Raw genomic sequence first — 26,941 nt, forward strand, 5'->3', positions numbered from 1 at the left:
CCCTGGGGTCAGGGAGGCCGGGAGTTTCTTATCTACTTCACCTGGGTAGTGGCGAAGTTATTAGTTGTCAGGGGGCTGATGTGATAGCCCTCTACGTTGTTGCGCATTGCAGTAAACATCCGCGTGTGGGCCATGCTGATCCATGGTTGATCCTGGTTAAAGATCACCTGGGCTTGTTCATACAGCTTGGCGCGTTCGGCCGGATCTACTTTAGCTCGTGCTTCGTCGATCAGCGCCTGGAACTTCTCGCTGCACCAGCGCGCGTAGTTTTCGCCGTTCTTGGCCGCTTCGCAACTGAGCATAGGCGTCAGGAAGTTATCCGGGTCGCCGTTGTCGCCCGCCCATCCGGCCGAGACCATGTCGTGCTCGCCGGCCTTGGCGCGTTTAAGCATCTCGCCCCATTCCATCACACGGATGTCGATCTTGATCCCGACTTTCGCCAGGTCAGCCTGCATCATTTGTGCGCCGAGCATCGGGTTCGGATTGGTCGGACCACCGCCGTTGCGGGTAAACAGGGTAAACGTGGTGCCTTCTGGAACCCCGGCTTCCTTGAGCAGGGCGCGAGCCTTGTCGAGGTCGCGTGGCGGATTCTTCAGTTCGTTGTTGTAACCGAGCAGGGTATCCGGGTACGGGTTGACCGCGACGGTCGCGTTGCCCTTGCCGAACAGTGCATTGACGTAAGCGGCTTTGTCGAAGGCGATATCGATCGCCTTACGCACGCGCACATCGCTCATGTATTTGTGTTGGGTGTTCATGGCGATGTACGAAACGGTCATCGCGTTCAGTTCATCGACCTTCAGATTGCTGTCTTTCTTGATGCTCGGGATGTCATCCGGTTTCGGATACAGCGCGATCTGGCACTCGTTGGCCTTGAGCTTTTGCAGGCGCACGTTGTTGTCGGTGGCGATTGCCAGAATCAACGCGTCGGCCGGTGGCTTGCCACGGAAATATTCCGGGTTGGCCTTGAAGCGTACCTGGGCATCCTTGGCGTAACGCTGGAAGATGAACGGGCCGGTGCCGACTGGCTTGTTGTTCAGGTCGGCGGTCTTGTTGGCCTTGAGCAACTGGTCGGCGTATTCGGCGGAGTAGATCGCGGTGAACGGCATGGCCACGTCGGCCAGGAACGGCGCTTCGCGACGGGTCAGGGTGAACTTGACCGTGTAGTCGTCGACCTTTTCCACGTTCTTGAGCAGTTCCTTGAAGCCCATGCTTTCAAAGTACGGGAAGCCCACGCTCGACAGTTTGTGCCACGGGTGATTCGGGTCCAGCTGACGCTGGAAGCTCCAGAGCACGTCGTCGGCGTTCATGTCGCGGGTCGGCTTGAAGTATTCGGTGGTGTGAAACTTGACGCCTTTTCGCAGGTGGAACGTGTAGGTCAGGCCGTCTTCACTGATTTCCCAGGTGTCTGCCAGGGCCGGAACGATTTCCGTCGTACCCGGCTTGAAGTCCACCAGGCGGTTGAAGATGGTTTCGGCCACAGCGTCCGCCGTGACTGCAGTTGTGTACTGGACCATGTCGAAGCCTTCCGGACTGGCTTCGGTGCAGACCACCAAGGGTTTGGCCGAGACGCCGATGGCGGCGCTCAACAACGCGGCAGCGACGGCCGCACGTAGGGGAAGCATTTTCATCGATAACCCTCTGCAATCGGTTGAAGACAAAAAACCGAACGGCCGACTCATCATGAGTCAGCCGTCGGTTGGCGTTTTTTACAGGATGTTGAATGGAATCGTGGTCACGAGACGGAACTCGTTGATGTTGCCATCAGCCTGGTTTTCGCTGGCGCGGTGAGTGGTGTATGTCGCACGAATGGCGGTGGCCTTGAGTGGACCGCTTTGTACTGCGTAGGAAGCACCGACGCCGTATTCGTAATGGGTCTCACCATCCATCAGGCTCAGGTCGCCTCGCTTGGCTCCCGGATCGGTGTAGGCAGTGCCGCGGTAGTGAGTACCGTCGATGCCCCAGCCGCGTGCCTGGTAGATGTTGAACTTCAGGCCTGGTACGCCGTACTCGGCCATGTTGATGCCGTAGGCGATCTGGAAGGATTTCTCGTTCGGGCCGTTGAAGTCCGACAGCAGGGAGTTGGCCAGGTAGATGCCGTTGGTTTCGTGCAGGTAGTCGAAGTACTCGTTACCGTTAACTTCCTGGTACGAGAAGGTCAGGCTGTGGGCCTGGTGAGTCAGACCCAACGACAGCGAGTAGGTGTCGTTGTCGATGTTGCCCATCAACTTTTTGCCTTCGTCGACGGTCTTGTAGTAGTTCAGACCGGTGGTCAGGCTCAGCACCTGGCTATCACCCAGTTCGTGGGTGCCGCCGAAGTAGTACTGGTTCCAGAAGTCTTCGACGTTGGCGACGTACAGGCTGGTTTTCAGGCTCTTCAGCGGCTGGTAGTTCACGCCGGCGGTGTAGACCTTGTCGGTCTCAACGCCAGTGGCGGAGTACTCGGAGCGGAATTTCGACAAGCTTTGTTCAGTACGTGGCGAGACGCGGTCAAAACCTGCCAGGTCGAACGACAGGTTGTTGAGCTCTTCGCTGTGCAGGCTGATACCTTCGAAGCTCGAAGGCAGCGGACGGTTACCGATGACGTCGACGATCGGCGTGCTGAAGTTCTGGCGGCCCGCGGTCAGCGTGGTGTTGGACACACGGAACTTGACGTTGGCCAGACCCAGTTTGCTCCACTGGTCTACGGCGTCGCCGTCGGAGTCCGCCAGGGTACGGTTGGAGCCGCCAGCGATGTTCTTGCGATCACCGTCCAGAACGATGGCGTTGTACGCCGCCACTTCAGTGCTGACGCCAACGGTGCCTTGGGTGAAGCCCGAGGTGTAGTTGACGATGGTGCCTTGCACCCAGTTGATACGACGCTGGGTCGGTGTCTTGACCAATGGCGAAGTGTTCTTGTCGCTGTTCTTCACGTAGCTGAAGGTGTCATCACGACGCTTCAGTTCGTTGGCGTACCAGTTACGGGTTGTGCCGCCCAGGCTTTGTCCATCGATAAAACCCTTGGCCTCGCTTTGGGCGCTACTGCCGGCCAATGTGGTAGGGACGAACTCCTGACTTACAGGTTCTGCGTACGCCGTGGCGGTGATGCTGCTGATGGCCAGAGCCAGTATCGCGGTGCTGCTCAGTTTCATGGGTGAAGCTCCTTTACTTTCTTTTTATGCCGGCTTTTTTGGGTTGGCCGGTTATTGGTTTAGAACTTATTCACACACCGCAAACGTTTGCAAAATGCCGGATTGGCGAATTTTGGCAAAGCGCTTGCGTGAGGGGGATAGACGGCCCCCCTCAGTATTGCGGCTAATCGGTTGGGTTAATCGATACTGACACCCGAGAACACGTTGCGCCCGAAGGGGCTCACCTTGAACCCTTCGACCCGAGTGCTTAACGGCTGGTTGACCGTCGAGTGGGCGACAGGCGTGATCGGCACTTGCTGCTTGAGCAACTGCTGGGCCTGTTTATAGAGCGTGGTGCGCTGGTCGCGGTCGGTGACGACCTTGGCTTCTTTGATCAGCTTGTCGTAAGCCGGATCGCACCACATGGAGTAGTTGTTGCCGCCAATGGCGTCGCAGCTGTAAAGCGTGCCGAGCCAGTTGTCCGGGTCACCGTTGTCACCGGTCCAGCCGATCAGGCTGATGTCGTGCTCGCCGTTCTTGGTGCGCTTGATGTACTCGCCCCATTCATAGCTGACGATCTTCACTTTCAGACCGATCTTCGCCCAATCAGCCTGGAGCATTTCGGCCATCAGTTTGGCGTTCGGGTTGTACGGACGCTGTACCGGCATTGCCCACAAGGTGATCTCGGTGCCTTCTTTGACGCCGGCAGCCTTGAGCAGCTCTTTGGCTTTTTCCGGGTTGTAGGCTGCGTCTTTGATCGTGTCGTCGTAAGACCACTGGGTCGGTGGCATGGCGTTGACGGCCAGTTGGCCGGCGCCTTGATAAACAGCGTTGAGAATCCCCTGTTTATTCACCGCCATGTCCAGCGCTTGACGCACTTCGAGCTGGTCAAACGGTTTGTGCCGAACGTTGTAGGCGATGTAGCCGAGGTTGAAGCCGGGCTTGGAGATCAGTTGCAGCTTTGGATCGGTCTTCAGCGCTTCAACATCGGCAGGGCGCGGATGCAGGGTGACCTGACATTCACCAGCCTTGAGCTTCTGCACGCGCACCGAAGCGTCGGTGTTGATCGCGAAGATCAGGTTGTCGAGTTTTACCCGGCTCGGATCCCAGTAATGTTTATTAGCTGTGTAACGGATGTTCGAGTCTTTCTGGTAGCTCTTGAACACGAACGGCCCAGTGCCGATCGGCTTCTGGTTGATGTCGCTCGGCTTGCCTTCGGCCAGCAGTTTGTCGGCGTATTCGGCAGACAGGATGGCGGCGAAGCTCATGGCGATGTTCTGGATGAACGCGGCGTCGACGCTGTTGAGCGTGAACTCTACGGTCAGCGGCCCGGTCTTTTCGACCTTGGCGATGTTCTTGTTCAGGCTCATCCCGTTGAAATACGGGAATTCGGTCGGATAAGCCTTACGGAAAGGCTGCTGTGCATCAAGCATGCGATTGAACGTAAACAGCACGTCGTCGGCGTTTAAATCGCGGGTCGGCTTGAAGTACGGCGTTGTATGAAATTTCACACCTTCACGTAGGTGAAAGGTGTACTTGAGACCATCCTCGGAAATATCCCACTTGGTCGCCAGGCCAGGGACGACATTGGTCGCGCCTTTTTCGAACTCGACCAAACGGTTGTACAGCGGCTCGGCGGCATCGTTATCGGTGGCCGTCGTGTATTGCGCGGTATCAAAACCCGCCGGGCTGCCTTCGGAGCAGAAAACCAGGCTTTTGGGTGCGGCGAAACTGGCTGACGAGACGGTCAACAGACCGGCACCCAGCAATGCGGAAAAAACCAAGGTATGGCGCATGACGCTCCCTCTTTTTTAGTGTTGTTCGATGCGCCGCGATCCCGTCCGGGGATGTTGTGGCTGCATCAAGCTCAAACCAGTACGGACAGCAAAACCGTTAGCCCACACAGCCACTGGTCAGAACCCGACGGTAGGGGCCGTGGATCTGGCAGTAAATGCGTTGAGTCCTAAAGACTCGTAGGAAAAGGCAACACATCCTGTACCACTCTGTTAAGGCATGGCGGAAACGGATGTAGGCAAATTCCTAGCCAATCGGCAGAAAAAAACAGCGGCGACGCTGGAAACGTCGCCGCTGTGTCTTTTTATTTGCTGACGCTGACGCCGTAGAAGGAGTTCAAGCCAAATGGGCTGATCTTGAAGTCCTGCACGTTGGCGCGCATGGGTTGATACACCGTCGAGTGAGCGATAGGTGTCATTGGGACAGCATCTTTGAGGACGTGTTGCGCCTGTTTGTACAGCTCGGTGCGCTTGCCCTGATCGGTGGTGCGCTTGGCTTCTTTGACGAGGCCGTCGAACTTCTTGTCGCACCATTTGGAGAAGTTGTTGCCGCTCAGCGAATCGCAGCCAAACAGAACGTTGAGCCAGTTGTCCGGATCACCGTTGTCACCGCTCCAGCCAATGATCATGGCCTGGTTCTCGCCACCTTTGGAACGCTTGATGTACTCGCCCCATTCGTAGCTGGTGATCTTCACTTTCAAGCCGATCTTGGCCCAGTCGGACTGGAGCATTTCAGCCATCAGCTTGGCGTTCGGGTTGTACGGACGCTGCACCGGCATCGCCCACAGAACGATCTCGGTACCTTCCTTGACGCCGGCTTCCTTGAGCAGCTGCTTGGCTTTCTCAGGGTCGTACTTGGCATCCTTGATGGTGGTGTCGTAAGACCACTGGGTCGGCGGCATGGCGTTGACGGCCAATTGGCCAGCGCCCTGGTAAACCGAGTCGATGATCTGAGGCTTGTTGACAGCCATGTCCAGTGCCTGACGCACGCGCAGGTCGGCCAGCGGGTTCGCTTCGTTGCTGCCCTTGACCTTGTCCATCACGTTGTAGGCGATGTAGCCCAGGTTGAAACCAGCCTGGTCAGGCATCTTCAGCGACTTGTCTTCTTTCAGCGCTTTCAGGTCGGCTGGACGCGGGAACAGGGTGACCTGGCACTCGTTCTTTTTCAGCTTCTGAATGCGTACCGACGGGTCGGTGGTGATAGCGAAGATCAGGTTGTCGATCTTCACGTCTTCAGGCTTCCAGTAGTCCTTGTTCCCGGTGTAGCGGATGTTGGAGTCTTTCTGGTAGCTCTTGAACACGAACGGACCAGTGCCGATCGGCTTCTGGTTGATGTCGGCAGGCTTGCCTTCCTTGAGCAGCTGGGCAGCGTACTCGGCGGACTGAACGGACGCGAAGCTCATGGCCATGTTCTGGATGAACGCAGCATCAACTTCTTTAAGGGTGAACTTGACGGTGTGGTCGTCGACTTTATCGATCTTGGTGATGTTGGTATCCATCCCCATGTCGGTGAAGTACGGGAATTCGGTCGGGTACGCCTTACGGAACGGGTCATCCTTGTTAATCATGCGATTAAAGGTGAACAGCACGTCGTCGGCGTTGAACTCACGAGTCGGCTTGAAATACGGGGTGGTGTGGAACTTGACGCCTTCACGCAGGTGGAAGGTGTAAGTCAGGCCGTCATCGGAAATGTCCCACTTGGTCGCCAGACCAGGAATCACGGCGGTGCCGCCGCGTTCGAACTGGGTCAGACGGTTGAACATGGTTTCGGCTGAGGCGTCGAAGTCGGTTCCGGTGGTGTACTGGCCCGGATCAAAACCGGCCGGGCTCCCTTCGGAGCAAAACACCAGGTTAGTCGCAGCGGATGCGAAAGGTGCGGAGGCTAACAAGCCTGCGCCGACTAAAAACGGAATGACCGCGTGTTTAAGCATGTTGGCCTCATGATTTGTTGTCATTTTTTGATTTGAGGTACGACCTCGTGAGTCGTGCCTGCGGATACTTATGCAGGCGCCATACCCAATGCAAGATCCAGAGCGGCCGGCGGCCTCAAACGGTGGCACGAACGTACCTTAATGTCGCATCTGTATAACTTTTGACGCATTTGACCGTTTGCGGGCGGTTTTTACGGTGCAAATGAAGCCCCAAAATGGTGCGCGGTTCAGGCTGAGCGCGCCGCCTTGGGGCTCGGTGTTACTTATTTATACCCACGCCGTAAAAGGGGGTTAGACCAAAAGGGCTGATACGGAAATCAGTGACTTCTTTGCGCAGTGGTTGGAACACCGTGGAGTTGGCAATCGGGGTGATCGGCACCTGCTGTTTAAGGATCAGTTGCGCCTGTTGATACAGTTTTACCCGCTGCGCTTTGTCAGTGGACACCTTGGCCTGTTGCACCAGTTTGTCGTAGGCCGGGTCGCACCATTTGGCGTAGTTGCTGCCTTTTACCGCCGCGCAGCTGTAAAGCACGCCGAGCCAGTTGTCCGGATCGCCGTTGTCGCCGGTCCAGCCGTAGATCATCGCGTCATGTTCGCCGTTCTTGGCGCGCTTGATGTACTCGCCCCATTCATAGCTGACGATGTTGGCCTTGATGCCGATCTTCTCCCAATCCTGCTGGATCATCTGCGCCGACATCCGCGCATTCGGGTTCGAGGCGCGCTGCACGGTCATTGCCCAAAGGTTGATGGTTGTACCCGGTGCAACCCCTGCTTCTTTAAGTAGCGCCTTGGCCTTTGCCGGATCGTGCGGCGCGTCCTTGATGTTCGGATCGAACGACCATTGCGCCGGCGGCAAAGCGTTCTGGGCCAACTGGCCGGCACTCTGGTAAACGGCTTTGATGATCGCCGGTTTGTCGATGGCCATGTCCAGGGCCTGACGCACTTTGAGCTGGTCCAGCGGCGGGTGAGTGGTGTTGTAGGCGAGGAAGCCAAGGTTGAAACCGGCCTGTTTCAGCACGCGCAGGTTTGGGTCTTTTTCCATCACTTCGATGTCGGCAGGGCGCGGGTAACCGCTGACCTGGCATTCACCGGTTTTGAGTTTTTGCAGGCGTACGGCGGCGTCCGGGGTGATCGAGAAAATCAGGTTGTCGATCTTTACATCTTCGGGTTTCCAGTAGGCCGTGTTCGCGACGTAGCGGATTTGCGAATCTTTTTGATAGCGCTTGAACACGAACGGGCCGGTGCCGATCGGTTTCTGGTTGAGGTCGGCGGCTTTGCCTTCCTTCAACAGTTGCGCGGCGTATTCAGCGGACTGCACCGAGGCGAAGCTCATGGCGAGATTTTGTACGAAGGCGGCGTCGACGTTGTTGAGGTTGAAGCGCACGGTTTGCGCGTCGAGTTTTTCGACTGATTTGATGGTGGTGTTGAGGCCCATGTCGGTGAAATACGGGGACTCGGCGGGGTAGGCCTTGCGGAAGGTGTTTTCCGGGTCGAGCAGGCGTTGGAAGGTGAAGAGGACGTCGTCGGCGTTGAAGTCGCGGGTTGGGGTGAAGTATTCCGTTTTGTGGAATTTCACGCTCTGGCGCAGGTGGAAGGTGTACTGCAGGCCATCCGTTGAGACGTCCCATTTTGTGGCCAGGCCGGGTTCGATGTCGGTGCCGCCGCGTTTGAATTGGGTGAGGCGGTTGAAGACGGTTTCGGCGGAGGCGTCGAAGTCGGTACCGCTGGTGTATTGGCTGGGGTCGAAGCCTGCGGGGCTGGCTTCGGAGCAGTAGACCAGGGTTGTGGCGGCGTTTGCTATCGGGGCGGTTGTGGCCAGGGCCAGCGAGATCAAAAGCGGTTTGAGGGTGGATCTTGGCATGGAGTCCCCGGGGATTTGGAGGTGGTGATGTTTTCAGGGTAGCGGGGATTTGGGGGGCTTCGGAAATATCGTTTTTCTTGGGGGAGTGTCTATCTCGGTATATCTGGCGGGTTGTGTGTATATCCGTTGCTGCGGTTATGGCTGCTTGTGGTTCCGCCCTTACGGCGGGTCACTTTTTCCAGACGCCGAAAAAGTAACCAAAAAGGCTTGCTCCTGCGTGCGGCCCGCTCGCTGGGGCTCGGGGTTCCTTCGCTCCGGGATCGATCCGGGCGCAGCGTCTCCGGTTTGCTTCGCTGCACCTCCTTTCGCTGTGTTTGGCTTCGCCAAACGGTCGCTGCGCTCCCACCCCCGGATCAATCCCTCCACTCAGCCTTCCGACGTCGCCCGTGGATCAAGATCAAAAGCTGCAGCCGAGCTAACGCTCATCCTGTTGAGTGGTGGAAAAGCGTGCGGTCGGCTTTTGGGTTGTGTTGGGTTTGGCCCTCATCAGGACGCCGCCAGCCCAGCGCTCTCCCGAGGGCGAGGGAGCCGATTTGTGGGCTTTTCAAACCTGAGTTCGACTCGGTATCCCACGTCGGCGTACCTCTCCCAAACACCTCGGTCAGTCCCCTCTCCCTCCGGGAGAGGGCTAGGGTGAGGGTTCGCTTTTGGCTGTTTAAAGAGCTGTCGAATTACCAGAACCTTCCCACAAGGTTTTCAGGTTGTCCGTCGGACGTGCGATCTCTAGGCTTGGGTTGTCGCAGAAGACTCTGCGATTGGGAGGTGAGATTCCCGGTTATTGAATTTGGAAACCTGCGAAAGCCGCTCCATAATCGCCGCCAGCTCATGCTGTCGGCAGTTCTTTATGGCGGCTATGTACGGGCGGACTTCGGTTCGGCCGGGTTGGTTTCCTTACCGGTAATCTCACTCCGTACATAGTTGCCACCTCGTTTCTCGAGTGAGATCGGAAATGAATGGCGTCATTCGTAAGGAAATGCTCCATGGATAAATTGGTCCCCGACCCACCCCTCGACCCCCCCCTCGAAGAAGCCCTCCGCGCCGAAGACCTCGCCCAAAACCGCGAAGCCATCAAACGCGCCCTCGATTTCTACCTCATCCCCGAAACCAGAAAACCGCGCCAACCCAGCACGATGTTCATGGTTTGCCCCAACGTCGACACCGAAAGCCTGCTCGCCCACGCCTGTGAATCACTGGCCTCTGCCAGCGCAGCGGCCAGCAACTTCGCCAACGAGTTGGGCGGCACGCAGCGCAATACGGTGCTGGGGATTCAGCAGATCATCATGCTGGCCGAACTGGCGGTGAACCGGGCGCTGGATCGGGTTGATCCGCAAACCTGATCCCCAGGGTTACCGCGTCATCGTTCTTCGCGAGCAGGCTCGCTCCCACAGGAGTACGCATTCCAACTGTGGGAGCGAGCCTGCTCGCGATGGCGACAGCTCAAACAACACAAATCCCAGGCACAAAAAAACCGGCGATCATGCTCTGATCGCCGGTTTTTTATTCAGCCCATATCACATCACTGCATCAACACTTCAATCGAGCCATCAGCGGTCATGCTGACCTGGCTGGTGCCCGCTTCAACTTCCGGCGTCACTGGCGCTGAATCCATGCCGGCGGCTTTCATCATCATCGGGGCACGCAGGTACGGTTGTGGGTAGCCGTTGCTGTTGAGGTTCAGATTGACGATTTTGTAGCTCTTGCCGCCGAGTGCGTCGGTGGCCAGTTGAGCGCGGGCCTTGAAGGCGGTGACGGCTTCTTTGAGCAACTGGTCTTCACTGGCCTTGCGGGTCGGGTCGGCGATGGCGAAGTCCATTCCGCCCATTTTCAGGTCGGTCAGCAGTTCGCCGGTGAGTTTGGACAGGGCGGCGAAGTCGGCGCTTTCCAGGCGCAGTTCGGCGCGTTCACGCCAGCCAGTGATTTTCTGACCCTTGGTGTCGTAGATCGGGTAGCTGTTACGGCTGCCCTGGCGCAGGGTGATGTCTTTGACTTGCTTGGCCTGGGCCAGTGCCTTGTTCATGGTGGTGCTGACGTCGGCGGCGAGTTTGGCCGGGTCGGTGTTTTGCTCTTCGGTGTAGAGGGTCACGATCATCAGGTCGCGGGCCACTTCCTGGCTGACTTCGGCGCGCAGGGCAATCTGGTTGTAGTGCAGCTCATCGGCGGCCAGGGCCGGAAGGCTGGCGACGCTGCCGATGGTGAGGGCGAGAAGGGCGGCGCTGCGGCGAAATGTGTGCATGAAAGCTCCTTGATGGGGGCGCAGGTTTTTTCAGTTCTGGCCTGCGTGAACCATCAGACTCTAGCTTTTATGATCCGGTTCGCCCAGTTACAACTTCTATACAGATGGCAGCGCGCAGTGGGGAGTGCTTCTTTGGCGAGGGGATTTATCCCCGATCGGCTGCGCAGCAGTCGCCATTCAGCGCATGCGGTATGCCTGACTGAACCGGATTACAAGATTTGGGGCCGCTTCGCAGCCCATCGGGGATAAATCCCCTCGCCACATTGATCCCGAATACCTTCAGAATTTTGTTCGGCATAGCCCAGTTTTCAGGCAACGCCATGTGGTCGTTTGCCGCACTTTCGCCTCTCAAGGGCGCGGCTTGGTTATACTCCGTGCGATCCGCCTGGAGCGCTCATCAGGAGAGCTCATGCTCGCCCCCGTTCAACTGACTTCCGCCACTCGCCAGAACCTTTGGCGACTGACTTTCATCCGCACCCTGGTGCTCGCCGCGCAGGCCGGCTCTGTGGGGCTGGCCTATTGGCTGCAACTGCTGCCGTTGCCGTGGGTGCAACTGGCGATGACGCTCGGCTGTTCGATACTGCTCTGCGTGTTTACCGCCGTGCGTTTGCGCACATCGTGGCCGGTGACCGAACTCGAATACGCGCTGCAACTGGCCTGCGATCTGGTTATCCACAGTGCGCTGCTGTATTTCTCCGGCGGTTCAACCAACCCCTTCGTTTCCTATTATCTGGTGCCGCTTACCATTGCAGCGGTGACGCTGCCGTGGCGTTATTCGGTGATCCTGTCCGGCATCGCGCTGGCGTTGTACACCTTGATGCTGACGCGGTTTTACCCGCTGGAAACTCTGCCAGTCGCCCGCGAAAACCTGCAGATCTACGGCATGTGGCTGAGTTTCGCCCTGGCCGCTGCGGTGATCACTTTCTTCGCCGCGCGCATGGCTGAAGAGTTGCGCCGTCAGGAAGAATTGCGTGCGATCCGTCGTGAAGAAGGCCTGCGCGATCAGCAGTTGCTCGCCGTCGCCACCCAAGCCGCCGGCGCCGCCCATGAGCTGGGTACGCCGCTGGCAACCATGAGTGTGCTGCTTAAAGAGATGCAGCAGGATCACCCTGACCCGCTGTTGCAGGACGATCTGAAAGTGCTGCAGGATCAGGTCAAACTGTGCAAAGAAACCTTGCAGCAACTGGTGCGCGCCGCCGAAGCCAATCGTCGACTGGCGGTGGAGATGCAGGACGTTACGGTATGGCTCGACGAAGCGCTGAACCGCTGGCACCTGATGCGTCCGGAAGCCAGTTATCGCTTCCATCGTCTTGGCCAGGGCACGGTGCCGCGCATGGCGCCGCCGCCGGATCTGACCCAGGCCCTGTTGAATCTGCTCAACAACGCAGCCGACGCCTGCCCGGAAAACCTCAAGGTGACGCTGGACTGGGACGCGGAAAACCTGACCATCAGTATTCGCGACCATGGCGCCGGTGTGCCGCTGGCCATCGCCGAACAGATCGGCAAACCGTTTTTTACCACCAAGGGCAAAGGTTTCGGCCTGGGCCTGTTTTTGAGCAAGGCCAGCGTGACACGCGCCGGCGGCTCAGTGAAACTCTATAGTCATGAGGAAGGCGGCACGCTCACCGAGCTGCGCCTGCCCCACGGCGCCCGAGGAGACCAACATGAGTGACGAAATCCAAGTTGAAGGCGAAGAACTGCCGCATTTGCTGCTGGTCGACGACGACGCGACCTTTACCCGAGTGATGGCCCGCGCCATGGCCCGCCGTGGCTTTCGCGTCAGCACCGCCGGTTCTGCCGAGGAAGGCCTGACCATCGCCCAGGCCGATCTGCCTGACTACGCCGCGCTGGACCTGAAGATGGACGGCGACTCCGGCCTGGTGTTGCTGCCGAAGTTGCTCGAACTCGACCCGGAAATGCGCGTGGTGATCCTCACCGGTTATTCAAGCATTGCCACTGCGGTCGAGGCGATCAAGCGTGGCGCCTGCAACTACCTGTGCAAACCCGCTGATGCCGACGACGTGCTGGCCGCGCTGCTCTCCGAGCACGCCGACCTCGACACGCTGGTGCCGGAAAACCCGATGTCGGTCGACCGCCTGCAATGGGAACACATCCAGCGCGTGCTCACCGAGCACGAAGGCAACATCTCCGCCACTGCCCGCGCCCTGGGCATGCACCGCCGCACGCTGCAGCGCAAACTGCAGAAACGTCCTGTTCGTCGCTGAACCTGCGCTGAACGACTATCGCCAGCCCTCGCGATAAAACGCACCGATCATCTATGATCGGTGCGTGTCTGTTCTTTTCTATATCGAGCCTTTTCCATGAATCAGAACGCTGAATATTCCGCGGTCAACGATGCTGTGCGCGGGCAGTTTTTTCGCAAAGTGTGGGCGATGATCACGCCTTATTGGCGCAGTGAGGAGAAGGTCAAGGCCTGGACGCTGCTGATTGCAGTGATCGCACTCTCGCTGGTCAGCGTGGGCATCTCGGTGTGGTTCAACACCTGGTACAAGGATTTTTACAACGCGCTGCAAAAGAAGGATGAAGCGGCGTTCTGGAATCTGATTCTCTACTTTTGTGCAATCGCAGCGGTGGCGATTGTCGGTGCCGTATACAGACAATATCTGACGCAGATGCTGACGATCCGCTGGCGGGCGTGGCTGACCGAAAAGCATTTCTCCCGCTGGCTCGCCGACAAGAATTATTACCAGCTGGAGCAGGGCGGTTACACCGATAACCCGGATCAGCGGATTTCCGAAGACCTCAACAGCTTTACCTCCAACACCCTTGAACTGGGTATCGGGCTGTTGCGCAACATCGTCAGTCTGGTGTCGTTCTCGATCATTTTGTGGGGTGTGTCGGGCAGCATCGAAATCTATGGCATCACCATTCCCGGCTACATGTTCTGGTGCGTGCTGGTTTACGCCGTGGTGGGTAGTTGGCTGACGCATTTGATCGGTCGTCGCTTGATCGGTCTGAACAACAAGCAACAACGTTTCGAAGCTGACCTGCGTTTCTCTATGGTGCGGATACGTGAGAACGCCGAGAGTATCGCGTTGTACAACGGTGAGCCGAATGAGAACCGCCGGCTGAGTAACCGTTTCGGGATGGTCTGGCATAACTTCTGGGACATCATGAAAGTGTCCAAGCGCCTGACGTTTTTCACCGCCGGTTACAGCCAGGCCGCCATCATCTTTCCGTTCATCGTTGCTTCGCCGCGTTACCTCGCCGGTAAGATCGAACTTGGCGAGCTGATGCAGATCAGCTCGGCATTCGGCAACGTTCAAGAGAGCTTCAGCTGGTTTATCAACGCGTACCAGAGCCTCGCTTCCTGGCGTGCCACCTGTGATCGTCTGCTGAGTTTCCGCCAGGCGATGACCGACAATGAAGAGCGTCCTCCGGCCATCGATGTACAGAATCAGGGCCGCGAATTGAAGGTGCATGACCTCGGACTGGATCTGGCCGATGGTCGTCATCTGCTGACCAGCGCCGACATGACCGTCGAACCGGGTGAGCGCCTGATGCTCAGCGGCCGCTCCGGCAGCGGCAAGTCCACCTTGCTTCGGGCGATGGGCCATTTGTGGCCGGCGGGCCACGGCAGCATTCGACTGCCGGCGGCGCGTTATCTGTTCCTGCCGCAGAAACCCTATCTGCCGATCGGCACTCTGCGAGACGCGCTGAGTTATCCACAACCGGGTGATACGTATTCGTCGGAACGCTACGCCGAGGTGCTGGAAACCTGTCGTTTACCGCATCTGGTCGCCCGTGTAGATGAAGCCAATCACTGGCAGCGCATGTTGTCGCCGGGTGAGCAGCAACGTCTGGCCTTCGCCCGCGCGCTGCTCTATGCGCCGCAATGGCTGTACATGGACGAAGCGACCTCGGCGATGGATGAAGAGGACGAAGCGACGTTGTATCAGGCGCTGATCGATCAGTTGCCGGGGTTGAGCATCGTCAGCGTTGGTCATCGCAGCAGCCTCAAACGCTTCCACCCACGGCATGTGCGGATCGACAGCGGTCATTTGGTTGAGCAGACCGTGAACGCCTGATCACCTCCACTCCTACAGAGAAGCGATGTGAGCCGACCAGTGATCGTACAACCCGCTTGAGCTATGATGCCCCCAAGCCGAATTTTCGAGACAAGATACAGACTATGGAAAACGCGATCGAAACCCCGCGCCTGCCGCGCAAGCGCCGCAGTCTGGCTCAGGAACTGGTGACGGTGCTGAGCGAGCAGATCCGCGATGGCCTGCTCAAGCGCGGCGACAAATTGCCCACTGAGTCGGCGATCATGGAAGCCCATGGCGTCAGCCGTACGGTGGTGCGCGAGGCGATTTCCCGTTTGCAGGCCGCCGGCCAAGTGGAAACCCGCCACGGCATCGGTACCTTCGTGCTCGACACACCGAGCCCGAGCGGTTTTCGTATCGACCCGGCCACCGTCGTTACCCTGCGTGACGTGTTGGCCATTCTTGAGCTTCGCATCAGCCTCGAAGTGGAGTCCGCCGGCCTCGCCGCGCAACGCCGCAGCCCCGAGCAACTGGCAACCATGCGTGCCGCCCTCGATGCGCTGAACGACAGTGTCGCCCATGCCAGCGACGCCGTGGCTTCTGACTTCGCGTTTCACCTCGAAATCGCCCTGTCCACGGGCAACCGCTATTTCACCGACATCATGACCCACCTGGGCACCAGCATCATTCCGCGCACACGGCTGAATTCCGCGCGCCTGGCCCATGACGATCAGCAGCACTACATGAATCGCCTGAGCCGCGAGCACGAAGAAATCTACGAGGCCATCGCTCGCCAGGATTCCGATGCGGCCCGTGCGGCGATGCGCCTGCACCTGACCAACAGCCGCGAAAGACTGCGCCAGGCCCATGAAGAGGCGCAGGCGCAGAGGGGGTAACGGCTTAGGCTTCGATACGCAGCATCAGCGGGGCCGAAAACGGCTCCATGCTCGATTCGTCCTGAAACTTGTAGCGCAGTTCAATTTCGCAACTCACGTACGTCTTCAGCACTTCCTTCGGAATCTGCAATTCGATGCCCGTGAGTTTTTCCATCTCGTCCTCGGCGTCATCCCAGGCGCCGGTATCAACTTCTTCGCCTGCCCATTCGGGCTCTTCGGGATCGTCGCCAAGAATGGCGTAGACGCTCCAATTGGCTGCAAAGTCGCTGGAGTCCGGGACCTCAACGATCAGGTGATCGCTCAGTTCCGACAAGTTCACGGTTACCGTTTCAGATGAATGAGGCAAAAATTGCGGGAGTGTGGGTGAGGCTAAAGTCATGAGGGTCGCTCTCCATGCGTAGTGCGCCGTGATCCATTCACGGCGGTTCTGCACGGTAAAAGACTCTCGCGGAAGGTGTTTTAAACCGTTCATTTCCAGTCATTTCAAAGCCCCCCTGCGGCAGTCCCGGCAGGGGGGCGGATGTTGTCAGTGGCGCGGCAGAATTGACCGGTCAACTCTTACGGCGAGCAGGCCCGCAACGGGTTTGGCATCAAAGGTTGCGTAACCTTGGGCATCTACCGTCGCCCGGGCGATCGGCAGGCCTTTGGCCAACAACTCCAGCGGCGCACCCTTGAGCGATTCGCCCGAGGCCAGTTCCAGTTTCAATGTGATCGTCATGGCGGTTCTCCTTGATTAATTGACGTTGCCGGTCGGGTGGTAATCCTTGAGCAGCAGGTAAGTGCTCCAGCCCCACCAGTCGTCGACGGTCGCGGTGTCGTTGAGGTTGTTGACGTCCTTGCGCCGCAACACTTTGCCGCCTTCGGTGCGGAACAGTGGCGAGAAGTTGTTCGCCAGATTCAGTACCGCCGTCAGGTCCGGCAGGCGTTTGAGCGCGGCGAACGCGGAAGGCGCGGGGAGGTTGCCGCTGAGGTAAGCCGCGAACACTTCATCTGCCGAGGTTTGCACCGCTTGATTGACCTGTTGGCGGTTGTCGGCGTCGGTGGCCTCGAAGTAGCGCTTGTCACCGTATGCCCGCCACTGATCACCACGACTGTTTTGTACCTTGAGGCCGAATTTGCTGTCCTCATCGTGCATAAAACGGGTGATCAACGAACCCAGATCGCTCGGTGTCACCACTGCCGCCAGCTCCTTGCGTGGCACCCGCAGGTGGCCGGAGGAAAACAGGTCGGTGAGGAAGTGGTCGGCAAACGCGTTCATCGCGTAAGCCCGTTCCAGTTGCAGCTCATCCTGATTGGCGCGGGCAGCAATGGCGGTTTGCAGCGCGGCGGTGTGGCCGGCGATATAGGCCAGTTTTGCCCATTCGCCAAAGTGGTCAGCGTTATTTGCCGCCAGTTTCAGGTAACGCCCGAGCGGGAACAGCGCCGAGACAAAACTGCCGCCACCGGTGATTTTGTTCCACTCTTCGGACAACGTATCTCCTAACGCGTCGTAGGCTTCGTGCGGTTGTTTCCCGTCCTTGATGGCCTGTTTAACCGCGTCGATCTCTTTTTGCATTACCGCAAGAATCTGCGTGGCTTCGGCCCGTGCGGCGGGCAACACCGCAAGAGAGTCGAAAGCGGCGTTGAAACGTTGCAGGCGATCCACCGGCGTAGCGCCTTCGCTGATCGGGCGATCCGGGATGCCGTAGAAATCACCCCCCAACGCCAGAACCTGGCCGTAAGTGAAGGCTGAGCCGTTCGGCAGGTGCAGTTGCACGTTTTGCGCGAGCACCGGTTCGGCATTTTCGACAAAGCGCAGCAGCGTGTTGTCGCCGATGGCCGTGTGTTCGCCACCTTCGAAGCGTGCCTGCGGCCTGCCTTTAAAGGCGTTTGCGGGGAGGGCAGTGACCGGTTCGACATCGCTGTGGGCATCGGCGATGTGCAGCACCAGATGCGGATTTTCGGCGTCAAAGCCGATGCCGGATTCAGTGAACAGATCATCAAAACGGGCAATGATCGGCTTGGGTTTTTCCTGAGATTTCGGGTGTAGACCGGACATTTCTTTCTCCTTGATATGTCATCGGAAGGTTTATGTTTAGCTGTATGTATATACAGCTAAACAAACCTTAGCCGAGAAATTTCCTACGTCAAGAAACGATCTTGTCCGACAAAAAGTGCCCGCCAACGATGAAATGCAGTTGACGGTTATCTTTTAAGTTGTACGATGACCTACAACTTCAGCGAGCGCTGAAAGGTTTACTCACAACAATATTGCTACCCAGGGTGTTCGAATAATGAATCCACAAGAACTGAAGTCCATCCTCTCTGCCGGCCTGCTGTCTTTCCCGGTCACCGATTTCAACGCGCAGGGCGATTTCAACCGCGCGGGCTATATCAAGCGTCTGGAATGGTTGGCCCCGTATGGCGCTTCGGCCTTGTTCGCAGCCGGTGGCACGGGTGAGTTCTTCTCCCTGGCCGCCAGCGAATACTCGGAAATCATCAAGACTGCCGTCGACACCTGTGAAACCAGCGTTCCGATCCTCGCCGGCGTTGGCGGTTCGACCCGTCAGGCCATCGAATACGCTCAAGAAGCTGAACGCCTGGGCGCCAAAGGTCTGTTGTTGCTGCCGCACTACCTGACCGAAGCCAGCCAGGACGGCGTTGCCGCCCACGTTGAAGCCGTGTGCAAATCGGTCAAGATCGGCGTGGTCGTCTACAACCGCAACGTCTGCCGCCTGACCGCGCCGCTGCTGGAACGTCTGGCCGAGCGCTGCCCGAACCTGATCGGTTACAAGGATGGTCTGGGCGACATCGAGTTGATGGTGTCGATCCGTCGCCGCCTCGGTGATCGCTTCAGCTACCTGGGTGGTCTGCCGACCGCCGAAGTCTACGCCGCTGCCTATAAGGCGCTGGGCGTGCCGGTTTACTCGTCGGCAGTGTTCAACTTCATTCCGAAAACCGCGATGGATTTCTACCACGCGATTGCCCGTGAAGATCACGCCACCGTCGGTAAGATCATCGATGACTTCTTCCTGCCGTACCTGGACATCCGCAACCGCAAGGCCGGTTACGCCGTGAGCATCGTCAAGGCGGGCGCAAAAATCGCCGGCTATGACGCAGGCCCGGTGCGGGCACCGCTGACCGACCTGACCGGCGAAGAGTACGAAATGCTCGCCGCACTGATCGACAAGCAAGGTGCGCAGTAACACACGACAAACCGAGGCCGCTGAGCAATCAGCGGCTTTTTGCGTGAAGGCTTTTAGTTTCGAGGGCTGTCCCGTGGCAAATGCAAAACGTTACGACAACTACATCAACGGTGAATGGGTCGCCGCTGCCGATTACTCGGCCAACATCAACCCGTCCGAGTTGAGCGACACCATTGGCGATTACGCCAAGGCTGACCTGACTCAGGTTAACGCCGCCATCGACGCCGCCCGCGCGGCGTTCCCGGCGTGGTCGACTTCGGGCATTCAGGCCCGTCACGATTCGCTGGATAAAGTCGGCACGGAAATCCTCGCCCGCCGCGAAGAACTCGGCACTTTGCTGGCTCGGGAAGAGGGCAAAACCCTGCCCGAAGCCATCGGCGAAGTGACCCGCGCCGGCAACATTTTCAAATTCTTCGCCGGTGAATGCCTGCGTCTGTCCGGCGACTACGTGCCGTCGGTGCGCCCGGGCGTCAACGTCGAAGTGACCCGCGAAGCACTCGGCGTGGTCGGCCTGATCACCCCGTGGAATTTCCCGATTGCCATTCCATCGTGGAAGATCGCCCCGGCTTTGGCTTACGGCAACTGCGTAGTGCTCAAACCTGCCGATCTGGTCCCGGGCTGCGCCTGGGCGTTGGCCGAAATCATTTCTCGCGCAGGCTTCCCGGCCGGCGTGTTCAACCTGGTGATGGGCAGCGGTCGTGTCGTCGGTGAGGCGCTGGTCAACAGCCCGAAAATCGATGGCATCAGCTTCACCGGTTCGGTCGGCGTCGGTCGGCAGATCGCGGTCAACTGTGTGTCGCGTCAGGCCAAGGTTCAGTTGGAAATGGGCGGCAAGAACCCGCAGATCATTCTCGACGACGCCGACCTCAAGCAAGCGGTCGAACTGTCGGTGCAGAGCGCGTTCTACTCCACCGGTCAGCGTTGCACCGCGTCGAGCCGCTTGATCGTTACCGCCGGGATTCACGACAAATTCGTTGAAGCCATGGCCGAACGCATGAAGTCGATCAAGGTCGGTCACGCGTTGAAATCCGGCACCGATATCGGTCCAGTGGTTTCGCAAGCGCAGCTTGAGCAGGACATGAAGTACATCGACATCGGCCAGTCCGAAGGTGCACGTCTGGTCAGCGGCGGTGGTCTGGTGACCTGCGACACCGAGGGCTACTTCCTCGCGCCGACCCTGTTTGCCGACAGCGAAGCCTCGATGCGGATCAGCCGCGAAGAGATTTTCGGCCCAGTGGCGAACATCGTCCGCGTCGCCGATTACGACGCCGCACTGGCCATGGCCAACGACACCGAATTCGGTTTGTCGGCGGGCATTGCCACCACGTCGCTGAAGTACGCCAACCACTTCAAGCGCCACTCCCAGGCCGGGATGGTGATGGTCAACCTGCCGACGGCGGGCGTGGATTACCACGTTCCATTCGGTGGGCGTAAGGGTTCATCCTATGGATCACGTGAGCAAGGCCGCTATGCGCAAGAGTTCTACACGGTCGTGAAGACCAGCTACATCGGCTCCTGAATGGAGCACGCGGTGTCGACCCTGACACCGCAATCCCTGTAGGAGCTGCCGCAGGCTGCGATCTTTTGATCCTGATCTTAAAAACAAGATCAAAAGATCGCAGCCTTCGGCAGCTCCTACAGGGAATAAAAGCCAGACCAAAGAAGATTCACCCGCGCATAAAAATAATCAGTGGGAGTACATCTACATGCAATCGTCCAAGCCGACTCACGTCCGCTATTTGATCCTGCTCATGCTGTTTCTGGTGACCACGATCAACTACGCCGACCGCGCCACCATCGCGATCGCCGGTTCCAGCCTGCAAAAAGACCTCGGTATCGACGCGGTCACCCTCGGTTACATCTTCTCCGCATTCGGTTGGGCCTACGTGGCCGGGCAAATCCCCGGTGGCTGGTTGCTCGATCGCTTCGGCTCGAAAAAAGTCTATGCCCTGAGCATTTTCACCTGGTCGCTGTTCACCGTGCTGCAAGGCTTTGTCGGTGAATTCGGCATGTCCACGGCGATTGTTGCGCTGTTCATGCTGCGCTTCTTGGTCGGCCTGGCTGAAGCGCCGTCCTTCCCCGGCAACGCACGCATTGTCGCTGCCTGGTTTCCGACTGCTGAACGCGGTACCGCGTCGGCGATTTTCAACTCGGCGCAATACTTTGCCACCGTGTTGTTCGCCCCACTGATGGGCTGGATCGTTTACAGCTTTGGCTGGGAACACGTGTTTATTGTCATGGGCATCCTCGGCATCGTCTTCTCGCTGATCTGGCTGAAAGTGATCTACAGCCCGCGCGAACACCCGCGCATCAATGATGCCGAGTTCAAACACATCGCCGAAAACGGCGGCATGGTCGACATGGACCAGCGCGGCAAAAAATCCGATGGCCCGAAGTGGGATTACATTCGTCAGTTGCTGACCAATCGCATGATGCTCGGCGTATACCTGGGCCAATACTGCATCAACGGCATCACTTACTTCTTCCTGACCTGGTTCCCGGTTTATCTGGTGCAAGAGCGTGGCATGACCATTCTCAAGGCGGGTTTCATTGCGTCCTTGCCGGCGATCTGCGGTTTCATCGGTGGCGTGCTCGGCGGGGTGATTTCCGATTACCTGCTGCGTAAGGGCCATTCTCTGACCTTCGCCCGCAAGGCGCCGATCATCGCCGGCCTGCTGGTGTCCAGCAGCATCGTGGCCTGCAACTATGTCGATGTTGAATGGATGGTCGTTGGCTTCATGGCCCTGGCATTCTTCGGCAAAGGCGTTGGCGCTCTCGGCTGGGCAGTGGTTTCCGACACCTCGCCGAAACAGATTGCCGGTCTGAGCGGTGGCCTGTTCAACACCTTCGGCAACATCGCGTCGATCACCACGCCGATCGTGATTGGCTACATCATCAGCTCCACCGGTTCGTTCAAGTGGGCATTGGTGTTTGTTGGTGCCAACGCACTGGTGGCGGTGTTCAGCTATCTGGTGATCGTTGGCCCGATCAAGCGTGTCGTGTTGAAAGAGCCGCCAACCCAAGGTGGTACTGAAGCCACCGGCAAATTGTCTCAAGCGCATTCCTGAGGAGCGGCGTCATGCAGTTGATTGAACATTCCGACTCGCCGCGCTACATCCGCCTGCACGAGCGGGACAACGTCGTGGTTGTGGTCAATGACCAGGGCGTACCGGCCGGCACTGAATTCGCCGATGGCCTGGTGACGCTGGATTTTGTGCCGCAAAGCCACAAGGTCACTCTGGAGGACATTCCCGAGGGCGGCCAGGTGATTCGCTACGGCCAGATCATCGGTTATGCCTTGCAGCCGATCCGCCGTGGCAGTTGGGTCAAGGAAGATCAACTGCGCATGCCGACCGCGCCGCCGCTGGACAGCCTGCCGCTGTCGACCGAGGTGCCGGACGCTCAGGCACCGCTGGAACGTTTCACTTTCGAGGGGTATCGCAACGCCGACGGTACCGTCGGCACGCGCAACATCCTGGGCATCACCACCACCGTGCAATGCGTGACTGGCGTGCTCGATCACGCGGTGAAACGCATCAAGGAAGAACTGCTGCCGAAGTACCCGCACGTCGATGACGTAGTCGCATTGACCCACAGTTACGGCTGCGGCGTGGCGATCACGGCCACCGATGCCTACATTCCGATTCGCACGGTGCGCAATCTGGCACGCAACCCGAACCTGGGTGGCGAGGCGTTGGTGATCGGTCTGGGCTGCGAGAAATTGCAGGCCGCGCAGGTGATGCACGAGGACGATGCTTCGGTGGATCTCAGCGAGCCGTGGCTGTATCGCTTGCAGGATTCCAGTCACGGTTTTACCGAGATGATCGAGCAGATCATGCAACTGGCTGAAGTCCGCTTGAAGAAGCTCGACCAGCGTCGCCGCGAAACCGTGCCAGCGTCCGAGCTGATCCTCGGCATGCAGTGCGGCGGCAGCGACGCGTTCTCCGGCATCACCGCCAACCCGGCGCTGGGATACGCCTCGGACTTGCTGCTGCGCGCGGGGGCGACGGTGATGTTTTCCGAAGTCACCGAAGTGCGTGATGCGATTTATCTACTGACTTCCCGCGCCCAGACCAAGGCTGTCGCCGAGGAACTGGTGCGCGAGATGGACTGGTACGACCGTTATCTGGCCAAGGGCGAAGCGGATCGCAGCGCCAACACCACGCCGGGCAACAAGAAGGGCGGGTTGTCGAACATTGTCGAGAAGTCGCTGGGTTCGATCGTCAAATCCGGCAGCAGCGCGATCAACGGCGTGCTTGGCCCGGGCGAGCGCTTCAAGCAGAAGGGGCTGATTTTCTGTGCGACCCCGGCCAGTGATTTTGTCTGCGGCACGTTGCAGTTGGCGGCGGGGATGAACCTGCATGTGTTTACCACGGGGCGCGGCACGCCATATGGCTTGGCGATGGCGCCGGTGGTGAAGGTCTCGACGCGTACTGAACTGGCGCAGCGTTGGCCTGACTTGATCGACATCGACGCCGGGCGGATTGCCACCGGGCGCGCGACGATCGAGGAGTTGGGCTGGGAGTTGTTCCACTACTACCTGGCCGTGGCGAGCGGCAAGCAGCAGACCTGGGCGGAGAAGCACAAGCTGCATAACGACATTACGTTGTTCAATCCGGCGCCGATTACCTGAGTTTTGGGGGGAGGTCAAAAGCTTACCCTCACCCCAGCCCTCTCCCGGAGGGAGAGGGGGCCGATTCGGGAATATTTTAGAAGTACATCGACCTGAAAGTGCTTGGCTGAATCCATAATCGACTCGCACTTTCAGGTCGATGTATAGCGAAAGACACCTCGGTCAGTCCCCTCTCCCTCCGGGAGAGGGTTAGGGTGAGGGGCTCTTGAAGCTTTTGGCTTATCATTAGCCCCCTAACGACGCTCACCCAAGGCTCCCCGGCATGCTGGCAATCTTCCTCGAAACCCTGAACATCACCGCGCCGGTGTTTGCCATGCTGTTTCTCGGTGTGCTGCTCAAGCGCATCGACTGGATCAACGACAACTTCATCCACACGGCCTCGTCGCTGGTGTTCAACGTCACCATGCCGGCGTTGCTGTTCCTTGGCATCCTGCATGCCGACTTGCACGCCGCGTTGCAACCGGCACTGCTGATCTATTTCTCCATTGCCACGCTGGTGAGTTTTGCTGTGGCCTGGGGCTGGGCGATTTTGCGCTGTCCGCGTGAAGATCGCGGCATCTATACCCAAGGCGCGTTTCGCGGCAACAACGGTGTGATCGGTCTGGCACTGGCCGCGAGCATGTACGGCGACTACGGGATTTCCCTCGGGGCGATTCTCGCGGCGCTGGTCATCCTGTTCTACAACACGCTGTCGACCATCGTGCTGGCGGTGTACAGCCCGGTGATCAAGTCCGATCCGTGGAGCATCTGCAAAAGCGTGTTCAGCAATCCGCTGATCATCAGCGTGATCGCGGCGGCGCCGTTTGCCTATTTCAAGATCGGTCTGCCGGGGTGGCTGGAAACCTCCGGCCAGTATCTGGCGCAGACCACTTTGCCGCTGGCGCTGATCTGCATCGGCGGCACTTTGTCGCTGGCGGCGCTGCGCAAGAGCGGCAACATGGCGCTCAGTTCCAGTCTGGTGAAGATGATCGGCCTGCCGGTGCTGGCGACGTTCGGCGCATGGCTATGCGGTTTTCGCGGGGCTGAACTGGGGATTCTGTTTCTGTACTTCGGCAGCCCGACGGCGGCAGCCAGTTTTGTCATGGCCCGGGCGGCGCAGGGCAATCACGAGCTGGCGGCGGCGATCATTGTGCTGACCACTCTGATGGCGGCGATCACCACCAATGTCGGGATCTTCTTTTTGCAGTGGGGCGGGTGGATCTGACCGGCAAGATCAAAAGATCGCAGCCTGCGGCAGCTCCTACACAGGATTGCGTTCCCCTGTAGGAGCTGCCGAAGGCTGCGATCTTTTAGCTCTTCTGATAGGTATCGATCACTTCCTGCGCCGCGCGAAACGCATCGATCGCCGCGGGCACACCGGCATACACCGCACAATGCAGCAGCGCCTCGCGAATCTCATCCACTGTGCAGCCATTGTTCAGCGCTCCGCGCACATGACCTTTCAGCTCTTGCGGACATTTCAAGGCAGTCAGCGCAGCAAGCGTGATCAAACTGCGGGTCTTCAACGGCAGGCCTTCGCGGTTCCACACGCCACCCCAGGCATGCTCATTGACGAAATCCTGCAGCGGCTGGGTGAATTCCGTGGCGTTGCCCAGCGCCCGATCAACAAACGCATCGCCCATTACCTGGCGGCGGACTTCAACCCCGGACTTCTTCGACTCGGTCATGGCATATCCTTTTTGTGGTGTTGGCGGCGCCAGGCGATGACTGACGTGATCAGCAAAAACGTCAGCAGCGTCGGCAAGACGTAAAACAACATCAGCCGCTCAAGCTTGCCGGCCAGCGGCATGCCGGTGGTGAACGACACCACATGCAGCCCGTACGCCAGATACAAACCAAGCAGCAGCAGACCTTCGGCGCGGGTCACGCGGTAGCCGGAATAGAACACCGGCAGACACAGCGCTGCGACACCGAGCATCACCGGCAAGTCGAAATCCAGCGCATTGGGCGATACCGACAGCGGTGTCGGTGCGATCAACGCGGTGATGCCGAGTACACCGAGCAAGTTGAAAAGATTGGCACCGATCACGTTGCCTACCGCAATGTCCCGTTGCCCGCGCAATGCGGCGATCAGCGAGGTCGCGAGTTCCGGCAGCGAGGTGCCGACGGCCACCACGGTCAGCCCGATAACGCGCTCGGAAAATCCAAGATCGGTCGCCACCACAACGGCAGCGCCCAACAGCAGATGCCCGGCGAAGACCAACATCGCCAGACCGACGATGATCATCAGCGAACAGCCGATCCAGGACGTCTGCGCTGCTTCGGGATGCTCCGAATGCGGTCGTGTCGAATGCCGTGACTGGCGCAGCAGCAAACCAAGGTATAGCGCCAGTGCGCCCAGTAAGAGGATGCCGTCGATGCGACCGATTTCCTCATTCCACGCCAGAACGAACACCAGCAGGCAGGCACCGATCATCAGCGGAATATCGAGGCGCACCAGTTGCCGCGACACGCGCAGCGGAATGATCAGCGCCGACAAGCCGAGGGTCACGAGGATGTTGAAGATGCTGCTGCCGACCACGCTACCGACGGCGATGTCGGGATTGTGCGCCAGTGCGGCTTGTAGACTGACCGCCATCTGCGGGGCGCTGCTGCCGAGGGCGACGATGGTCAGGCCGATGATCAGTGGCCGTACATTCAGTCGCGCGGCGAGGCGCACCGCTGCGCGCACCATCAGTTCGGCACCGAAGATCAGCAGGCATAGCCCGGCGAGCAATTCGATCACGCTGATCAGCGGTAAATCGGTCAGTCCGAAAATGGTCGGCGCTCCATCAGTCGAGGGCCTGAATGCGGACCCGCGCAGTACCGGCGCGCAGCATGCCGATCTGGTTTGCGGCCTCGCGGGACAGGTCGATCAGTCGGCCACGGGTATGGGGGCCGCGGTCGTTGATACGCACCACGACGGATTCGTCATTCTTCAGATTGGTGACCTTTACCCGGGTGCCGAAGGGCAACTGGCGATGGGCGGCGGTCAGGCCATGCTGGTTGAACGCTTCGCCGCTGGCGGTGCGTTTACCGTGGTGTTTGGCTCCGTAATAGGAGGCGACGCCGGTCTGGTCGTAACCGTGCGGGTCGATGGTGTCGGTGCTGGCGCATCCAGCCAGTAAAGAGAGCAGGGCGCAGTTGACTAACAGACGCTTCATTCAAAGGTTTCCCGAAACAAATGTGGGAGCGACCTGTGGCGAGGGGATTTATCCCCGTTGGACTGCGCAGCAGTCCCAAAATCTGAGAACTCGGTTTATCTGGTGCAAATCAAGCTCAGCAATTGGGGCCGCTTCGCGGCCCAACGGGGATA

Annotated in this window: 22 protein-coding genes; 10 read left to right on the forward strand and 12 right to left on the reverse strand. The window is 58.8% G+C overall.

Going from position 1 to position 26,941, the window contains the following annotated elements; translation table 11 throughout:
* Positions 1-32 precede the first annotated feature (32 nt).
* The 5 genes from ACA069_RS04185 to ACA069_RS04205 all read right to left on the reverse strand — a co-directional run bounded on the left by ACA069_RS04185 (position 33) and on the right by ACA069_RS04205 (position 8,692).
* Positions 33-1,628, reverse strand: coding sequence for an ABC transporter substrate-binding protein (locus tag ACA069_RS04185; RefSeq protein ID WP_497616420.1), 1,596 nt, complete (start codon positions 1,626-1,628; stop codon positions 33-35).
* Positions 1,629-1,706: 78 nt separating this feature from the next.
* On the reverse strand, positions 1,707-3,128 hold the full coding sequence (locus tag ACA069_RS04190; RefSeq protein WP_187676747.1) for an OprD family porin: 1,422 nt from the start codon (positions 3,126-3,128) through the stop codon (positions 1,707-1,709).
* A gap of 176 nt (positions 3,129-3,304) precedes the next feature.
* Entirely contained in the window at positions 3,305-4,903 is a 1,599-nt protein-coding gene (locus ACA069_RS04195) for an ABC transporter substrate-binding protein (RefSeq protein WP_401268833.1), read from the reverse strand.
* Between the two features lie 302 nt (positions 4,904-5,205).
* On the reverse strand, positions 5,206-6,831 hold the full coding sequence (locus ACA069_RS04200) for an ABC transporter substrate-binding protein (RefSeq protein WP_497616422.1): 1,626 nt from the start codon (positions 6,829-6,831) through the stop codon (positions 5,206-5,208).
* 259 nt (positions 6,832-7,090) lie between these two features.
* Entirely contained in the window at positions 7,091-8,692 is a 1,602-nt protein-coding gene (locus tag ACA069_RS04205) for an ABC transporter substrate-binding protein (protein WP_497616424.1), read from the reverse strand.
* Between the two features lie 980 nt (positions 8,693-9,672).
* Here ACA069_RS04205 and ACA069_RS04210 point away from each other — a divergent pair.
* Positions 9,673-10,029: a DUF6124 family protein gene (locus ACA069_RS04210; RefSeq protein ID WP_497616426.1), complete on the forward strand. Its 357-nt coding sequence runs from the start codon at positions 9,673-9,675 to the stop codon at positions 10,027-10,029.
* A 179-nt stretch (positions 10,030-10,208) separates the two neighbouring features.
* On the opposite strand, the gene ACA069_RS04215 is transcribed toward ACA069_RS04210, so the two are convergent.
* Positions 10,209-10,925 (reverse strand): SIMPL domain-containing protein, encoded by a 717-nt coding sequence (locus tag ACA069_RS04215; protein WP_187676752.1) that lies wholly within the window; start codon positions 10,923-10,925, stop codon positions 10,209-10,211.
* Between the two features lie 409 nt (positions 10,926-11,334).
* Between ACA069_RS04215 and ACA069_RS04220 the strand changes: the two genes are divergently transcribed.
* From ACA069_RS04220 to ACA069_RS04235, 4 genes are all read left to right on the forward strand, one after another.
* A complete protein-coding gene (locus ACA069_RS04220; protein WP_497616428.1) occupies positions 11,335-12,597 on the forward strand; it encodes an ATP-binding protein in 1,263 nt (420 codons plus the stop codon).
* Positions 12,590-13,150: a response regulator transcription factor gene (locus ACA069_RS04225; RefSeq protein ID WP_007942792.1), complete on the forward strand. Its 561-nt coding sequence runs from the start codon at positions 12,590-12,592 to the stop codon at positions 13,148-13,150. Before ACA069_RS04220 ends, ACA069_RS04225 begins: the two co-directional genes overlap by 8 nt.
* Positions 13,151-13,246: 96 nt before the next feature.
* Positions 13,247-14,974, forward strand: a complete 1,728-nt coding sequence (locus tag ACA069_RS04230) for an ABC transporter ATP-binding protein/permease (protein ID WP_497616430.1) — start codon at positions 13,247-13,249, stop codon at positions 14,972-14,974.
* 104 nt (positions 14,975-15,078) lie between these two features.
* Complete coding sequence (locus ACA069_RS04235; protein WP_187676755.1) at positions 15,079-15,828, forward strand: FadR/GntR family transcriptional regulator; 750 nt, start codon at positions 15,079-15,081, stop codon at positions 15,826-15,828.
* Between the two features lie 4 nt (positions 15,829-15,832).
* Here the strand turns inward: ACA069_RS04235 and ACA069_RS04240 are convergent, their stop codons facing one another.
* The 3 genes from ACA069_RS04240 to ACA069_RS04250 all read right to left on the reverse strand — a co-directional run bounded on the left by ACA069_RS04240 (position 15,833) and on the right by ACA069_RS04250 (position 17,866).
* Positions 15,833-16,147, reverse strand: coding sequence for a hypothetical protein (locus ACA069_RS04240; protein WP_489879241.1), 315 nt, complete (start codon positions 16,145-16,147; stop codon positions 15,833-15,835).
* 207 nt (positions 16,148-16,354) lie between these two features.
* Entirely contained in the window at positions 16,355-16,546 is a 192-nt protein-coding gene (locus ACA069_RS04245; protein WP_401271923.1) for a hypothetical protein, read from the reverse strand.
* A gap of 15 nt (positions 16,547-16,561) precedes the next feature.
* Positions 16,562-17,866: a phospholipase gene (locus tag ACA069_RS04250; protein WP_497616432.1), complete on the reverse strand. Its 1,305-nt coding sequence runs from the start codon at positions 17,864-17,866 to the stop codon at positions 16,562-16,564.
* A gap of 235 nt (positions 17,867-18,101) precedes the next feature.
* On the opposite strand from ACA069_RS04250, the gene kdgD reads away from it, so the two are divergent.
* The 5 genes from kdgD (at position 18,102) to ACA069_RS04275 (ending at position 24,850) form a co-directional block, all read left to right on the forward strand.
* The gene (gene kdgD, locus ACA069_RS04255) at positions 18,102-19,013 is read left to right on the forward strand and encodes a 5-dehydro-4-deoxyglucarate dehydratase (RefSeq protein ID WP_042557640.1); all 912 of its coding nucleotides are present in this window, start codon (positions 18,102-18,104) and stop codon (positions 19,011-19,013) included.
* Positions 19,014-19,086: 73 nt separating this feature from the next.
* Complete coding sequence (locus ACA069_RS04260; protein ID WP_401271921.1) at positions 19,087-20,532, forward strand: aldehyde dehydrogenase family protein; 1,446 nt, start codon at positions 19,087-19,089, stop codon at positions 20,530-20,532.
* A gap of 88 nt (positions 20,533-20,620) precedes the next feature.
* Positions 20,621-22,081, forward strand: coding sequence for an MFS transporter (locus tag ACA069_RS04265; protein ID WP_497618193.1), 1,461 nt, complete (start codon positions 20,621-20,623; stop codon positions 22,079-22,081).
* Positions 22,082-22,092: 11 nt separating this feature from the next.
* Complete coding sequence (garD, locus tag ACA069_RS04270) at positions 22,093-23,646, forward strand: galactarate dehydratase (protein WP_497616435.1); 1,554 nt, start codon at positions 22,093-22,095, stop codon at positions 23,644-23,646.
* A 262-nt stretch (positions 23,647-23,908) separates the two neighbouring features.
* A complete protein-coding gene (locus ACA069_RS04275) occupies positions 23,909-24,850 on the forward strand; it encodes an AEC family transporter (protein ID WP_497616437.1) in 942 nt (313 codons plus the stop codon).
* An 85-nt stretch (positions 24,851-24,935) separates the two neighbouring features.
* Here ACA069_RS04275 and ACA069_RS04280 read toward each other — a convergent pair whose 3' ends face one another.
* The 3 genes from ACA069_RS04280 to ACA069_RS04290 are packed head-to-tail and all read right to left on the reverse strand — an operon-like array spanning position 24,936 to position 26,789.
* A complete protein-coding gene (locus ACA069_RS04280) occupies positions 24,936-25,313 on the reverse strand; it encodes a carboxymuconolactone decarboxylase family protein (RefSeq protein ID WP_187676762.1) in 378 nt (125 codons plus the stop codon).
* Positions 25,310-26,371 carry a calcium/sodium antiporter gene (locus tag ACA069_RS04285; RefSeq protein ID WP_489879235.1) on the reverse strand — a complete coding sequence of 354 codons (1,062 nt, stop codon included), beginning with the start codon at positions 26,369-26,371 and terminating at the stop codon, positions 25,310-25,312. Before ACA069_RS04285 ends, ACA069_RS04280 begins: the two co-directional genes overlap by 4 nt.
* 46 nt (positions 26,372-26,417) lie before the next feature.
* On the reverse strand, positions 26,418-26,789 hold the full coding sequence (locus tag ACA069_RS04290) for a septal ring lytic transglycosylase RlpA family protein (protein WP_497616439.1): 372 nt from the start codon (positions 26,787-26,789) through the stop codon (positions 26,418-26,420).
* Positions 26,790-26,941 lie beyond the last annotated feature (152 nt).

This window comes from Pseudomonas sp. LBUM1652 (genome assembly GCF_059716105.1).